Here is a 14712-nt window from a genome sequence, read left to right as displayed (position 1 = left end):
CCTTCCGTATTGCGGAAGTTGGTTTCTGCTTAACGGAAGATTGCCCGGAGAGTGGGCGGGCTGTCAAGGGGGTGCCCGGAATTCGGGCCGGTCGCGGGCATACGGAAGGCGGGGCGGAGGCCCGTCGGCCCGTCCGCCCCGCCCGTTGCCGGCGCTACCGGCTCAGGTGGCCGGAACCGTGTCCTGGAACGTGGTCCCCGCCGTGCGGAACGCGCTCACCCGGGCATTCACCTGTGCCGGGGTGAGGACCTGGTCCTTCACGTGCAGGACGTAGTCCACCTGCTGGTCGTACGAGCGGGGCGTCGTGCTCGTCTGCCCGGCCAGATCGATCAGCCACTGGTTGAAGTTGATCGACATCCCGCGCTCGGGCAGATAGGCCGCCCCGTGCGTGCCGAACAGCTGCCCGTCGATGTAGTACGTGATCGCGCTGTCGTCGATGGTCACGACCAGGTCGTGCCAGCCGGCGTAGCTCTGCCGGGACTCGGTGTGCGCGTTGACCGCCTCCCAGGGGTCGGGCCGGTAGGTCTCCCACGAGGTCGTGTAGAGGATGTTGCCGCTCTCGCCCCAGCCGCCGTTGGGCAGGTACTCGAAGTCGTACTCCGCGTAGTCGTCCGCCATCGGCGCCTTGAGGTCGTTGATGGTGAAGAACGTCTGGACGAGGTGGTCGCCGTCGGGACCGGAGACCGGCGCGTCGTTGAACTTCACCCGGGCCGCGTAGGTGCCGTTGCGGAACTTCATCGACTGGGTCAGGATCTCGGTCTGCTTCGTCGACTCACCGCTGCCCGCCGTCGACGTCTCCAGGTTCATGATGGAGTTGCCGCCCTGGCTGGCGAACGTGACGTTCTCCGGTGCCCAGGTGGCCCCCGGCACGCCGGGGCCTCCGGAGTTCGAGCGGACGCTCCAGCCGTGGGCGGCTATCCGCGCGTCGGTGTGGCCGCTGTAGTTGAAGTCGTCGAAGAGCGTCGGCCCGTCCCCCGGCGGATCGGTGGGGTCCGTCGGGTCCGTCGGGTCAGTGGGGTCGGTCGGACCGTTTCCCTCCGGGGCCTCGCCCCAGACCTGGGCGCCGCCCAGCCGCGCCGTCACCTTGGTCCAGTCGCCGTACGCGGTCGCGCCCGCGCCGAAGGAGTAGTCGTCGCTCTGCACCAGCGGCTGCCAGTTCGACCGGTAGAAGCGCAGCTGCATGTCGCCCGTGTCGGCACCCGGTGCCAGCGAGCCCGCGCCCGCGGTGAAGCCGATCTCCAGGTAGCGGTCGGCGGTGGCGGTCGGGGAGGCGAGCGTGCCGAACGTCCCGGTGATGTTCGCGCAGCCCTTCACCGCCCAGGAGCAGGCGAACCGGTAGGCGTCGCCCGCCGCCTCGCCCTTGAAGTAGTAGCGGATCTTGACGTCGCTGAGCTGTACGGCCCCGCTGCCGGTGTTGCGCACCTTCAGCCAGGGCTCGCTCTGGTCGGCCGTCGCCCCGGCGGCGCCGGTGCGGTACTGCACGGCGAGCGATCCGCCGGCGGCGCTCGCCGTGGACGGGACGGCGGCGAGCGCCGTACAGCCCAGGGCGACGGTGGCGGCGGCTGCGGCCACCGCACGGATCCGGCTCTTCGCGAGTGATCTCATGGACTGTTCCTCTCCGGAACGGTTGTGGGGGAGTGGTTCCTACGGGGTCGGCACTGTTCCTGGGGAGGGGGCCGGGAAAGGGCCCCTGAGCGGGCGGTAGCGGACACCGAGCGCGTCGAGCCGTGCCGTGTGCCCGCCGAGACGCGACAGGAACCCGGGCCAGTCGCCGCCACCGCCGGACCAGGCCCGGTCCGCGAGGGCGCACAGCCGCGGGTAGGTCTGGTACTCGATCCGGTCCGGCGTGCTCGCGTACTCGGTCCACAACTGGGCCTGGGTGCCCAGGAGTCTGCTGGTCTCGGCCGCGTCCCAGTCGTCCGTCAGCGGCCGGTGGCCGTGCACCGTCCGGAGATCGACCGGCGGGCCCGGCTGCGTCGCCGGTTCGCCTGGGTCCGGGGACTGGGCGTAGTCGAGGTAGGTGGCGCGGTGGTGTGCGGCGACCACGTGGTGGCCGCGGCGGGCGGCGGCGCGCGCGTGGGCCGGGGAGCGCCAGGTCATCACCGTGAATTCCAGCGGGAGCTCGGCCCCGGTCTCCGCCCAGCCGACGGGCTGCCTGCCCTGCTCGGCCAGGAACGCCCCGATCCGGCCCATGAACCAGCCGTGCAGGGCGCGGGCGTCGGGCAGCCCCTCGGCGGCGGCACGCTCCCGGGCGGCCGGGCTGTTCTCCCACTCGGTCGTCGGGCACTCCTCGCCGCCGACGTGGATGTACGGGGACGGGAAGACGTCCATGACCTCCTGGAGCACCGTCCGGCAGAAGTCGAAGACCTCCTCGTGGACGCCGAAGATCGTGTCGCAGACGCCCCAGCGGGTCCACACACCCAGCCGCCGCGAGGGATCGTTGCCCAGCTCGGGGTAGGCGGCGAGGGCCGCGCGCACATGGCCGGGCATCTCGATCTCCGGGACCACGCGCACCCCGAGGCCCGCCGCGTAGCGCACCAGCTCCCGCAGTTCCCGCCGGGTGTACGCGCCCGAGTGCGGGATGCCGTCGTACGCCTCGGGGAGCTCGCCCGGCGGTCCGGACGCCGACTGCGTACGGTGGCCGCCGATCCCGGTCAGCCGGGGGTGGGCGGCGACGGGCATGCGCCAGCCCTGGTCGTCGGTGAGGTGGAGGTGGAGGGTGTTGAGCTTGTGCAGCGCCATCAGGTCCACGTACCGGCGCAGATAGGAGACCGGCTGGAAGTGCCGGGCGACGTCGAGCATCGTGCCGCGCCACGGATGCGCGGGCACATCGCTGATCTCGACGCAGGGCAGCAGCCACCGCTCCTCCCGCTGCGCCACGTCCGACAGCGCTTCGGCGGGCAGCAGTTGACGAATCGTCTGGACGCCCCGGAGCAGTCCGGGAAGGTGCGCGGCCCGCAGCAGCAGCGCGTCCGGGCCGATGGTGAGTCCGTAGCCCTCCTCGCCGAGGCCGCCGAGCTGCGGGTCGAGCGCCAGCACGACCCGGCCGGCGGTGGAGGGCGCCAGCGGCAGCCCGGTGGCGGGGGCGAGCAGCGTGCGCAGCAGGTCGGCGGCGCTTTCCGCCCCGGGGAAGGCCCGGACCGTGGTCTCCCGGTCGAGGGTGAACCGGCCGGGGCGGGGTGACACCTTGCTGGGCCGGGGGACGAGTGTGTGTTCGGGGCGTGGTGCGGGCACGGGATGCCTCCGGGTTCGGATCTCGGGCTGTCAGCCCTTGACGGCGCCGGCCGCGAAGCCGGAGGTGACATGGCGCTGGAGCAGCAGGAAGACCACCAGCGCGGGCAGGGCGAACAGGGTCGAGGCGGCCATCGTGGCGCCCCAGTCGGTGCCGAAGGTGTTCTGGAACGACGACAGCCAGACCGGCAGCGTGCGGCTGTCCTGGTGCTTGATGATCAGGAAGTTGGCGTACGCGAACTCGTTCCACGCGGTGATGAAGCCGAACAGCGAGGTCGCCATCAGGCCCGGCGCGAGCAGCGGGAGCGCCACCCGCCGGAACGCCCCGGTCCTGGTGCATCCGTCGACCTGCGCGGCCTCCTCCAGCTCCGGCGGGATGGTGGCGATGAAGCCGCGCAGCACCACGATGGAGAACGGCAGCGTGACCATGAAGTACACGAGCGTGAGCGTCGGCAGCCGGTCCAGCATGTCCGTGTCGCGGGAGATGATGTAGATCGGGATGATCAGCGACTCCCAGGGCGCCATCTGGGCGATGAAGACCATGAGCATGAACTGCCGCCGCCCCTTCCAGCGCATCCGGGCCACCGCGTAGGCGGAGGCGATGGCGACCAGCAGGGCCAGCAGGATCGAACTGACCGTCACCATAAGGCTGTTGCGCCAGAACATCCCGAAGCCGTCGGCCTGTACGGCCGTGCGGAAGTGGTCGAGCGTCCAGGTGTGCGGAAAGAGGTCCGGATCGGTGGACTGGATGTCGCGGGACGGTTTGAACGCGGTCGCGATCATCCAGTAGACGGGGAACAGGCAGACCAGGACGGTCAGTACGGCGGCGGCGTTCAGCGGGATCCGCCGAGGTCTCGGGCGCAGCAGGCTCATCGGGATTCGTCCTCCTGGCGGAGCATCTGGCGGAAGTAGAGGACGAGCACCCCGGACATCAGGACCACGGTGACCATCGAGGCGGCGGAGCCCAGGTCGTACCGCTGTCCGGCCAGTGCGGTCTGCACCGCGTAGACGGGCAGGATCGTGGTGGCGTCACCGGGACCGCCGCGCGTCATCACCCAGATCTGGACGAACGCCTTGAACGTCCAGATCACTTCGAGGGAGAAGACCAGCAGGAAGATCGGCCGCAGGACCGGGAAGGTGACCGAGCGGAAGATCCGGGTGGCGGTCGCCCCGTCCAGCCGGGCCGATTCGTACAGCTCCGCGGGGACGGTGGTGAGGGCCGAGTAGACGGTGACCGCCGCGAAGGGCACCGACTGCCAGACGATCAGCAGGACCAGGATCGAGAAGGCCGCGGTGCCGTGCGCGAACCACGGATAGCGGTCGAACGAGGTGAAGCCCGCCCCGGTCAGCAGCCGGTTGACGATGCCGAACTCGGAGTGGAACAGCCACTGGAAGACCGTGGTGGCCGCGATGACCGGCATGGCCCAGGCCAGTACCAGGGAGCTGAGGACCACCCCCCGCGCGAACCGGCCCAGCCGCTCGGTCATCAGGGCGACCAGAGTGGCGATCACCATGATCAGGACGACGTTGACCGCCATGAACAGGAAGGTGCGCCGGACCACCTCCCAGAACCGTGGATCGGACAGCAGTGTGCGGTAGTTGCGCAGTCCGACGAACTCCGCGTCGCCCATGATCAGCTGGCGCAGCCTGAAGTCCTGGAGCGAGATGAGCACGGCCCGCAGTAGCGGGTAGAGGAGCAGGTAGAGCATGCCGCCGACGGCGGGTGCGATCAGCACGTACGGCCAGGGGCCGCGCGGCTCCCCGGACCGCCGCCGACGACGGGCGGGCGCGGAGGCGGGCGGTGCCGGCCGGGGCCGGGGTCTGGGGGGTGCGGTCCGTTCCCGGATGACCGGCACGGCGCGCCTCCTCTCGGTGGTGGGACGGGCGGGGCGGGGAGCGGCGGCGGATCAGGAGGCGGTGTTCATGGCCCGGGTGATGTCGCCGGAGGCCTTGGCGGCCTCCTTCGCCGGGTCGCCGCCCGTGAGGACGGCGGCCATGTAGTCCTTGATCGGGTTCTCCGCCTCGACGGCCGCCCAGCCAGGTGTGTTGGGCGTCGCGTGGCCGTTCGCGGCGCCGGCCGCCATCGCCGCCGCACCCGGGTCGTCCGCCACCGCGGAGGCCAGGGTCGTCCGGTTCGGTACGTAGCTCATGGCCACGGCCAGCTTCTTCTGCCAGGCGTCGCCGGTGAGCTCCTTGACGAAGGTGAGCGCGGCTTCCTGATGACCGGAGGCCGTGGGGATCACCAGGTCGGAGCCGCCGGTGAAGACGGCCCCCGGGGTGCCCGCGCTCTTGCCCGGGACCGGGAAGAAGCCGAGCTTCCCCTTGAGGGCCGCGTTCTTCTCCACGACCACGCTCGCGCCGCCCGGGGTGGAGATCACCTGGGCCACCTGCCCCTTGGCCATGACGTCGGCCTGGGGCGGATCGTCCTCGTCGGAATCCCTCGGGCCCTTGCCCAGGGCCTGGAGCTGCCCGTAGAACTTCATGCCGCGCAGCGCCTGCGGGGTGTCCAGGGCGCCCTTCCACTTCCCGCCGGACTCGGTGGCGAGGTCGCCGCCCTCGTCCCAGATGAACCCGGCCAGCGCGTACCACATCTGTCCTGGCAGGTAGATGCCCTGCGTGCCGCCCTTGTTGAGCTTCGCGGTGGCGGCGAGCCACTGCTCGCGCGTCTTGATCGCGGAGGCGTCGACCCCGGCCTTCTCGAACAGGTCGGTGCGGTAGATGACGACGCGGTTGGCCGCGTAGTACGGGATGCCGTACTGCTTGCCCTCGTACGCCCCCGGCTCGGCGAGCCCCTTGAGCCAGTCCTTGCCGTTCAGCTCGTCGGTCCTGTCGCTGAGGTCGAGCAGCCCGCCGCTCTGGGCGAACTGCGCGACCTGGGTGTTGCCGCTCTCGATGACGTCCGGTGCGTCGTTGCTGGCCAGCGCGGCGGTGATCTTCTCGCCGATGCCGTCCCACTCCTGGATCTGCACCCGGACCTTGATCGTGGGGTGTGCGGCCTCGAAGCCCTTCACGAAGTCCTTCTGGAACTCGGCGGAGACGCTGTCGCGCATCAGCCACACGTCGATGTCCGTCGGCCCGTCACCGGACTTCCCGGCGGAGTCGGACGAGGAGCTGCACGCACTCAGAACGGCGGCCATCACAAGCGCGGACCCACCGGCAAGCAAGCGGTACTTCACGGTTCACCTCTGGAGAACAGGACCTGACCACCTGACCAGTGAAGCCCACTGGACAGCTCACCTCTTGATGGTGGATGAAGGTGGCATAGACCAATAGAGCCGTCAAGTCCCTTGGTAACAAAGGGTTCTGGCGATCTACCGGGAAATCGACTCCTCGGGATTCACGCGACAGCGGCTACAATCCACTTGACCAGTAGGGAGATTGGTTCGACTGGTCGTTCAACTGGTCAATGAGAAATGTGTCAGGAGGGGCATCGCATGGACGCCGACGCACCGGGGACGGTGCTCAAACGGGAACGGGCCCGCGACGCCGTACTGGAGCTGATCGAGTCGCGCCGGCCGGGTGACGCCATCCCCTCGGAGCGGTCCCTCTGCGCCACGCTCGGCGTCTCCCGGCCCACCCTGCGTGCCGCGGTCGACGAGCTGGTGGCCGCCGGGCTGCTCGTGCGCGAGCACGGCAGAGGGATGTTCGTCGCACCCGCGAAGATCACCCAGGAACTGATCTCCGCCGATCTGGCCCTGTCCGTCCCGCAGGCGGCGGGTGCCTGGTCGAGCCGGCTGCTGGAGTTCACCACCCTCCAGGCCGGTGCCCGGGTCGGCCGCAAGCTGCGCATGTCGCCGGCCGCCGAGATCGTGTACGTCGCCCGGCTGCGGCTGGTCGACGGCGCTCCGATGGCGATCGAGCACCTGCACATCAGGGCCGAGCTGGTGCCGGGGCTGTCGGCCCAGGAGCTGGAGGACGGCGACCTCTACGAGCACCTGCGCGAGCGCCACGACGTGCACGTCCACGAAGCGGTCCAGGCGATCGAGCCGACCGTGGTGACGCGCGCGGAGGCCAAGCTGCTCGACGTGCCCGAGCTGTCCCCCGCCCTGCTCTTCGAGCGGCTGACCTCGGACACCACCGGCTGCCCCGTGGAGTACGTGCACTCGCTCTACCGGGGCGACCGCTACCGGATCGTCTCCCGGCTGGCCCTCGGCCCCGCCGCGGCCGTACGGCCCGTGGAGGGCGGACACCACCCGGGGATCCCACCGGGCGACTTCGCCCAGGGGGACCTGATCACCTCGTCCACCCGCGGCGACATCCAGTCCGGCGGCTGAGGCCGTGCGGCCCCGTGTGCGTCGCGGCCCGCGCACGCGTTGCTCCCCGCTGCCGTGCCGTGCGGTGCGCACGCGCGTTGCGCCCCGCGCAATGACCGGTGCGAGTCTTGCGCCGGTCTCCGGGGCAGGCCACTGTGGCTGACACATCCGACGCAGCCGACCCCACGAGGTGCCTCGCATGACCACCCCCACCAGCCGCCGCACCCTTCTCGGAGCACTCCTGGCGGGCGGCGCGCTCGCCGCCGCCCCCTCGCTGCCCCGCTCCGGACATCCGGGGCGGGCACCGCGCGCCACCGGGGAGGGGGTCCGCAAAACCGCGACGCTCTTCCTCGGCACCTACACCTCGACGACACCGGGCGGCACCGGAATCGGTGTGGCCTCGTACGACCCGGCCGCCGGCACCATCACCGACCGCACCGTCGTCACCGGCGTCGAGAACCCCTCGTACCTCGCGCTGCACCCCACCGGCTCCACGCTCTACGCCGTCGACGAGCAGCAGCAGGGCGGCGTCACGGCGGTGGCGCTCGCCGCCGACGGGACCTTCCGGGTGCTGGGGACGCGGGACACCGGCGGCGCCGGACCCGCCCACCTCTCCGTGCACCCCGGCGGAAAGTGGCTGTTCAGCGCCAACTACACCTCCGGCAGCGTCGCGGTGCACCCCCTCGCCGCCGACGGCACCCCGGGGGAGCGCACCGACCTGGTCGCCCACACCGCCCCCGCGCCGGGACCGGGCCAGGACGGGCCGCACGCCCACCAGATCATCACCGCACCGGGCGGCCACATCCTCGCCGTCGACCTGGGCAACGACACGGTGTACACCTACCGGCTCGACGAGGACCGGGGCACCCTGGAGCAGCTCTCGTACGCCGCACTGCGCCCCGGCGCAGGGCCGCGCGCCCTCACCTTCCACCCCGGTGGCCGGTACGCCTACCTGGCCTGCGAGGTCGACAACACGGTCGTGGTCTGCGGCTACGACTCCGCCACCGGTGCGCTGACCCCGGGCGCCCCGCAGCCCACCGGAACGGGCAGCGGCACCAGCTACCCCGCCCAGCTGCTGGTCACCGGGGACGGCCGCTTCGCCTACCTGGCCAACCGGGGGCACAACAGCCTCACCAGGTACGCCGTCGAGGACGACGGGGCCACGCTGCGGCTGCTGGACACCGTGCCGGTGGGCGGCGACTTCCCCCGGCACATCGCCTTCTCCCCGGACGGGACGCTCCTGCTGGCCGCCAACCAGAAGTCCGGCACGGTCACGGTGTTCCGGGTCGACGCGGAGAGCGGCGCGCTGGAGTCCGTCGGGACGCCCTTCCCCGCCCCGGCGGCGGTCTGCGTGCTGCCGCTCTGAGGCGGGTGCGCCGGTGCCCGTCCGTTAGGGTCGTGCCCGAGCTGCGGGGGTTCCCCGCCGCGGCGACCCGCACCATGGAGGCACCGTGCGCTTGAGAGTGGAGTTCACCACCGAGCCCTTCGATCTCGACGAGGCGCCGGCGCACGCCGTCGTCGCCCGCGAGATCGTCCAGTCGGCCGATCTGGACGCCGTGGACGTCGGCCCCTTCGGCAACACGGCCGAGGGCGGCGCCGACGAGGTGCTCACCGCGGTGGACTCCCTCCTGCGCCAGGCCCTGGCATCGGGTGCCACCCGGGTCTCCCTCCAGGTCAACGTGATCGGAGAGGACTCCAAGTGACCGAGCCCGCGGACCATCCCCTCGTCGCCGCGGTCAAACCGCTCGTCGACGCCATGGGCGCAGAGCTGCTCGGTCCGGCGGAGGCGCTCCCCGACGACGTCGTGCTGGCCTGGGAGGGCCTCGACGTCATCGCGGTCCGGCTCCCGCAGCTCTCGGACTCGCTGGATCACATTCTCGCCGCCATGGAGCGCCGGCACGGCATGCCGCTCGCCGAACTGGACCGCAGAGCGAAGCAGGAGGCCGTCCGGACCCTGGAGGCACGCGGTGCCTTCTCCGTGCGGCACGGTGTGGAGACGGTGGCGGGGGCCCTGGGGGTCTCCCGATTCACCGTCTACAACTACCTGAACAGGGATATCGGCCCGAAGAGCGAGTAGTTGGGTCCGCGGCCGTCCCGGTCCGCGCAGTGTCACGGAAGGCCGTCGTCCGGATCATCGGGCGACGGCCTTTTACATGAACGTAATTTCAACAAAGTGTTGACGTGGTGTTGTGGAGGGCGTTAGCTATCCGCAGCCCGACCGACGCACAGCGAAAAACAGCCACGGAGGCTCCCGTGACTTCGAGCTCCACACCGGGCCTGGCCCGGTTCAACACCCTGGCGGACCGCGAGGCGGCCGCAGCACTGCACGAGGTCTGTGCCAGTGCGGCCTGGGGGAGAGCGATCCTCTCCGGGCGCCCCTACGCCACGGCCGAAGCCCTGTTCCGCGCGAGCGACACCGCCACGGCGGCCCTCGACGCGCAGGACCTGGCCGAAGCCATGGCCGGCCACCCGCCGATCGGCCGCCCGAAGCCCGGGGACCCGACCTCCTCCCGCGAACAGCGGGGGATGGCCGGCGCCACCGAGGAGCTCAAGACCGAAATGCTCGAACTCAACCTGGCCTACCAGGAGCGGTTCGGACACGTCTTCCTGATCTGCGCCACCGGGGCCACCGGTGAGCAGATGCGCGACGCGCTGAAGACCCGGTCCGGGAACTCGCCCGAGGAGGAGCGCGGACACGTGCGCACCGAACTGGGCAAGATCAACCGCATCAGGCTGAACCGTCTCGTCACGGAAGACGCGTAAGACTCGCAACCGAAGGAGAGTGAAGGTCTTGAGCACCTTCGCCACCGCATCGGTGTCCACCCACATCCTGGACACCAGCATCGGCCGCCCCGCCGCGGACGTCGCCATCTCGCTCGCGGCCCGCAGCGGCGGCGACGCGCAGTGGGTGGCCCTCGGCGGCTCCGCGACCGATGCGGACGGGCGCTGCAAGGACCTGCCGGCCCTGCCGGAGGGCACCACCCATGTACGGCTCGACTTCGAGACCGAGCCGTACTTCGCCAGCAAGAAGCAAGCCGAGGCGCAGCAGGACGCCCCCCGCGTAAGGGACAGCGGTGCGTTCTTCCCCGAGGTGGCGATCACTTTCGCCGTCACCCCGGGCGAGCACTATCACGTACCGCTGCTGCTCAACCCGTTCGGCTACTCCGTATACCGAGGGAGCTAGCAGACACATGCCCACGATTCTCGGCCAGAACCAGTACGGCAAAGCAGAGAACCGCGTCGTCAAGATCACGCGGGACGGCGACACCCACCACATCAAGGACCTGAACGTCTCGGTCGCCCTCTCCGGCGACATGGACGACGTCCACTACTCCGGCTCCAACGCGAACGTCCTGCCGACCGACACCACCAAGAACACGGTGTACGCGTTCGCCAAGGAGCACGGCATCGAGTCCGCCGAGCAGTTCGGCATCCACCTCGCCCGGCACTTCGTGTCGTCGCAGGAGCCGATCCACACCGCCCGGATCCGGATCGAGGAGTACTCCTGGGAGCGCATCGAGACCTCCGGGGGGAACTCCCGGTTCATCGGCGCCGACGAGGTCAAGCACTCCTTCGTGCGCAAGGGCCAGGAGACCCGCACCACCCAGATCACCTACGACGGTGAGAAGTGGGAGGTCATCTCCGGCCTCAAGGAACTCACGGTCATGAACTCGACCAACTCCGAGTTCTGGGGCTACGTCAAGGACAAGTACACGACGCTCAAGGAGGCGTACGACCGGGTCCTGGCCACCGACGTGTCCGCCCGCTGGCGGTACAACTGGACCAGCGACGAAGCGCGCATGCCGAACTGGGAGAAGTCGTACGAGCAGGCGCGCAAGCACATGCTCGAAGCCTTCGCGGAGACGTACTCGCTCTCCCTCCAGCAGACCCTGTACCAGATGGGTTCGCGCATCATCAACAGCCGCAGCGAGATCGACGAGATCCGGTTCTCGCTGCCGAACAACCACCACTTCCTGGTGGACCTGGAGCCGTTCGGCCTCAAGAACGACAACGAGGTCTACTTCGCGGCCGACCGCCCGTACGGGCTCATCGAAGCCACCGTGCTGCGCGACGGCGTCGAGCCGCAGATCCCGGTCGACATGACCAACCTCTGACGCGGTACCGCGCCGGTCCCCGTCCGTCCACAGCGGACGGGGACCGGCCGGGCCGGAGGGAAATCCCATGGCACAGCCAGCACTTGGGCCGGCAGATTCGGCAGGTCCATGTCCCACCCCACCGGACGGCCCGATCCATCCGGTGGACGAGAAGCTTGCCCCGTCGCGGCTCCTGCCCGCCGCGCTCCAGCACATCGCCGCCATGTACGCGGGTGTCGTCACTCCTCCGCTCATCATCGGACAGGCCGTCGGCCTCGACACGGCCGGGCTGACCCGGCTGATCGCGGCCAGCCTCCTCATCGCCGGCTGCGCCACCATCATGCAGACCCTCGGCATCGGGGGCTTCGCCGGTAACCGGCTGCCGTTCGTCAACGCCGCCTCCTCCGCCGGGATCGCGCCGATGCTCGCCATCGCGGAGACCAGCGCGCCGGGTCACCAACTCCCGGCGATCTATGGGGCGGTGCTCGTCGCAGGCGTGTTCTGTCTGTTCGTGGGGCCGTTCTTCGGAAGACTGCTCCGGTTCTTCCCGCCGCTCGTCACCGGCGTCGTCATCACGCTCATCGGCGTCACCCTGATGCCGGTCCCGGTCTCCTGGGCCCAGGGCGGCGACAAGACCGCCGCCGACTTCGGCGCGATGAAGTACCTCGCGCTGGCCGCCTTCACACTGGCCGTCATCCTGGTCATCCAGCGGTTCGGTCGAGGCTTCCTCAAGCAAGTCGCCTTGCTGATGGGGCTGTTGATAGGTACCTTGGCCGCCATCCCGTTCGGCCTCGCTGACTTCTCCGCCCTGCGCTCCGCTCCGCTCGCCGCACTGCCCACCCCCTTCGCCTTCGGCGCACCGGAGTTCCAGCCCGCCGCGATCCTCTCCCTCTGCATCGTGATGCTCGTCCTGATGACCGAGTCGTCCGCCGGAATGCTGGCCCTCGGTGAGATCTGCGACCGGCCCACCGACGGCCGGACCATCACCCGGGGACTGCGCACCGACGGCATCGCCACCCTCGTCGGACCGGTCTTCGGCGGCTTCCCCACGAGCGCCTTCGCGCAGAACGTCGGCGTGGTCTCCCTCACCAAGGTGCGGAGCCGGTACGTGGTCGCGACCGCCGGCGGCGCCCTGCTGATCCTCGGCGTCTTCCCGGTGCTCGGCGCGGTCGTCTCGCTCGTCCCGATGCCCGTCCTCGGCGGCGCGGGGATCGTCCTGTTCGGCTCGATCGCGGTGAGCGGCATCCGTACGCTCTCCGAGGCCGGGCTCGACGACAGCTCCAACATCATCCTGGTCGCCGTGGCGCTCGGCGCGGGCATCATCCCGCTCGCCGCGCCCGGATTCTACGCGGGATTCCCGTCCTGGGCGCAGACCGTCCTGGGCTCCGGCATCAGCGCCGGAGCGCTCGTCGCGGTCCTGCTCAACCTCTTCTTCCACCATCTCGGCACCCACAGCCGCTCGGCCGTGGCACTCAAATCCTCCTAGGGTCCTGCCGTGCCCACATCGCTGATGAGAGAAGGAAGCACCATGGCAGCACAGGCAGCGACCGAGCGCGTGGAACGCATCGTCATCGAGAACTGTTCGATCGCCACCGTCGACGCCGACGACACCGAGTACGCCTCGGGCCACATCGTCGTCGCCGGCAACCGCATCGAGTCGGTCGGCGCCGGCCGGGCACCGGAGGGCCTGGACAACGTCGTACGCGGGATCGACGGCACCGGTCATCTCGTCACGCCCGGCCTGATCAACACGCACCACCACTTCTACCAGTGGATCACCCGCGGCCTGGCGACCGACCACAACCTCTTCGAGTGGCTGGTCGCGCTGTACCCGACCTGGGCGCGCATCGACGAGCCGATGGCCCGCGCCGCCGCGCAGGGCTCGCTCGCCATGCTGGCCCGGGGCGGTGTCACCACCGCGATGGACCACCACTACGTGTACCCGAAGGGCTCCGGCGACCTGTCCGGCGCGATCATCGGCGCCGCCCGTGAGATGGGCGTACGGTTCACCCTCGCCCGAGGCTCCATGGACCGCAGCGAGAAGGACGGCGGGCTGCCGCCGGACTTCGCCGTGGAGACCCTCGAAGGCGCCCTCGCCGCCACCGAGGCCACCATCGACGCGCACCACGACGCCTCCTTCGACGCGATGACCCAGATCGCCGTCGCGCCCTGCTCCCCGTTCTCCGTGTCCACCGAACTGATGCGGCAGGGAGCCGAGTTGGCCCGCCGTCGCGGAGTGCGGCTGCACACCCACGGCTCGGAGACCGTGGAGGAGGAGAAGTTCTGCCACGAGCTCTTCGGCATGGGCCCGACCGACTACTTCGAGTCGACCGGCTGGCTCGGCGAGGACGTGTGGATGGCGCACTGCGTCCACATGAACGACTCCGACATCGCCGCCTTCGCCCGCACCGGCACCGGCGTCGCGCACTGCCCGTCCTCCAACGCCCGGCTCGCCGCGGGCATCGCCCGGGTCCCGGACATGCTCGCCGCCGGCGTCCCGGTCGGCCTCGGCGTCGACGGCACCGCGTCCAACGAGTCCGGCGAGCTCCACACCGAACTGCGCAACGCCCTCCTCATCAACCGCCTCGGCCCGCACCGCGAACGCGCCCTGAACGCCCGTCAGGCGCTGCGCCTGGGCACGTACGGCGGCGCCCAGGTCCTCGGCCGTGCCGACCAGATCGGCTCGCTGGAGCCCGGCAAGCTCGCGGACCTGGTCCTGTGGAAGCTGGACACCATCGCCCACGCCTCCATCGCCGACCCGGTGACCGCCCTGGTGTTCGGCGCCGCGGCCCCCGTCACCCTCTCGCTCGTCGACGGCAAGCCGGTCGTCGAGGGCAACCACCTGACCACCGTGGACGAGGACTCGATCGCCCGCGCCACCCGCGACGAGGCCCGCCGCCTCGCGCAGATCGCCGCCGGAGCCTGACGGCTGCCGGCGCCCCCCGACAGGCCGGCCGAGGGGGACGGCCCTCGACCGGCCGCCGTGGACCCGAGCGGGGCCCACGGCAACCGGTACGGGAGGCGCGTACCCATACGTACGCGCCTCCCGTACCGCTGAACCCAAGCTGCCCGCACCAGCTGCACGACCTGCACCAACGCTCCACCTCCCTGATACCCACGTCACCGCAGACGTG

14 protein-coding genes are annotated in these 14712 nt (G+C 70.5%); 9 read left to right on the top strand and 5 right to left on the bottom strand.

All coding sequences use genetic code 11. The features are described from left to right. Positions 1 to 162: 162 nt before the first annotated feature. Genes ACFVQ0_RS05450 through ACFVQ0_RS05430 form a run of 5 tightly spaced genes read right to left on the bottom strand, consistent with a single transcriptional unit; the run spans position 163 to position 6407 of the window. On the bottom strand, positions 163 to 1605 hold the full coding sequence (locus ACFVQ0_RS05450; RefSeq protein WP_390084787.1) for a cellulose binding domain-containing protein: 1443 nt from the start codon (positions 1603 to 1605) through the stop codon (positions 163 to 165). Between the two features lie 39 nt (positions 1606 to 1644). Continuing rightward, the gene (locus ACFVQ0_RS05445; protein ID WP_390084785.1) at positions 1645 to 3234 is read right to left on the bottom strand and encodes a beta-N-acetylhexosaminidase; all 1590 of its coding nucleotides are present in this window, start codon (positions 3232 to 3234) and stop codon (positions 1645 to 1647) included. A 30-nt stretch (positions 3235 to 3264) separates the two neighbouring features. After that, entirely contained in the window at positions 3265 to 4104 is an 840-nt protein-coding gene (locus tag ACFVQ0_RS05440) for a carbohydrate ABC transporter permease (RefSeq protein ID WP_390084783.1), read from the bottom strand. After that, positions 4101 to 5087 (bottom strand): carbohydrate ABC transporter permease, encoded by a 987-nt coding sequence (locus ACFVQ0_RS05435; RefSeq protein ID WP_390084781.1) that lies wholly within the window; start codon positions 5085 to 5087, stop codon positions 4101 to 4103. The genes ACFVQ0_RS05440 and ACFVQ0_RS05435 overlap by 4 nt, the downstream gene beginning before the upstream one ends. A 51-nt stretch (positions 5088 to 5138) precedes the next feature. Further along, positions 5139 to 6407: an extracellular solute-binding protein gene (locus ACFVQ0_RS05430; RefSeq protein WP_390084779.1), complete on the bottom strand. Its 1269-nt coding sequence runs from the start codon at positions 6405 to 6407 to the stop codon at positions 5139 to 5141. A 258-nt stretch (positions 6408 to 6665) separates the two neighbouring features. Here ACFVQ0_RS05430 and ACFVQ0_RS05425 point away from each other — a divergent pair, with 258 nt between their 5' ends. The 9 genes from ACFVQ0_RS05425 to ACFVQ0_RS05385 all read left to right on the top strand — a co-directional run bounded on the left by ACFVQ0_RS05425 (position 6666) and on the right by ACFVQ0_RS05385 (position 14504). Further along, on the top strand, positions 6666 to 7505 hold the full coding sequence (locus ACFVQ0_RS05425) for a GntR family transcriptional regulator (protein WP_390084777.1): 840 nt from the start codon (positions 6666 to 6668) through the stop codon (positions 7503 to 7505). 178 nt (positions 7506 to 7683) lie between these two features. Continuing rightward, positions 7684 to 8850: a lactonase family protein gene (locus tag ACFVQ0_RS05420; RefSeq protein WP_390084775.1), complete on the top strand. Its 1167-nt coding sequence runs from the start codon at positions 7684 to 7686 to the stop codon at positions 8848 to 8850. Positions 8851 to 8935: 85 nt separating this feature from the next. Beyond that, the gene (locus ACFVQ0_RS05415) at positions 8936 to 9187 is read left to right on the top strand and encodes a hypothetical protein (protein WP_390084773.1); all 252 of its coding nucleotides are present in this window, start codon (positions 8936 to 8938) and stop codon (positions 9185 to 9187) included. Next, positions 9184 to 9561 carry a helix-turn-helix domain-containing protein gene (locus ACFVQ0_RS05410; protein WP_390084771.1) on the top strand — a complete coding sequence of 126 codons (378 nt, stop codon included), beginning with the start codon at positions 9184 to 9186 and terminating at the stop codon, positions 9559 to 9561. Before ACFVQ0_RS05415 ends, ACFVQ0_RS05410 begins: the two co-directional genes overlap by 4 nt. Positions 9562 to 9737: 176 nt before the next feature. Next, positions 9738 to 10247, top strand: coding sequence for a 2-oxo-4-hydroxy-4-carboxy-5-ureidoimidazoline decarboxylase (gene uraD, locus ACFVQ0_RS05405; RefSeq protein WP_390084769.1), 510 nt, complete (start codon positions 9738 to 9740; stop codon positions 10245 to 10247). A 28-nt stretch (positions 10248 to 10275) separates the two neighbouring features. Further along, the gene (gene uraH / locus ACFVQ0_RS05400) at positions 10276 to 10668 is read left to right on the top strand and encodes a hydroxyisourate hydrolase (protein WP_390084767.1); all 393 of its coding nucleotides are present in this window, start codon (positions 10276 to 10278) and stop codon (positions 10666 to 10668) included. 7 nt (positions 10669 to 10675) lie between these two features. Beyond that, the gene (gene pucL / locus ACFVQ0_RS05395) at positions 10676 to 11599 is read left to right on the top strand and encodes a factor-independent urate hydroxylase (protein WP_390084765.1); all 924 of its coding nucleotides are present in this window, start codon (positions 10676 to 10678) and stop codon (positions 11597 to 11599) included. Between the two features lie 67 nt (positions 11600 to 11666). Beyond that, entirely contained in the window at positions 11667 to 13064 is a 1398-nt protein-coding gene (locus tag ACFVQ0_RS05390) for a nucleobase:cation symporter-2 family protein (RefSeq protein WP_390084763.1), read from the top strand. Positions 13065 to 13106: 42 nt separating this feature from the next. After that, complete coding sequence (locus ACFVQ0_RS05385; RefSeq protein ID WP_390084761.1) at positions 13107 to 14504, top strand: 8-oxoguanine deaminase; 1398 nt, start codon at positions 13107 to 13109, stop codon at positions 14502 to 14504. Positions 14505 to 14712: the final 208 nt, after the last annotated feature.

The sequence above is a fragment of the Streptomyces sp. NPDC057900 genome, from assembly GCF_042887885.1.
Taxonomy (GTDB): domain Bacteria; phylum Actinomycetota; class Actinomycetes; order Streptomycetales; family Streptomycetaceae; genus Streptomyces.
Note: the sequence above shows the minus strand (reverse complement) of the source record. Positions and strands in the feature narration are given on the sequence as shown.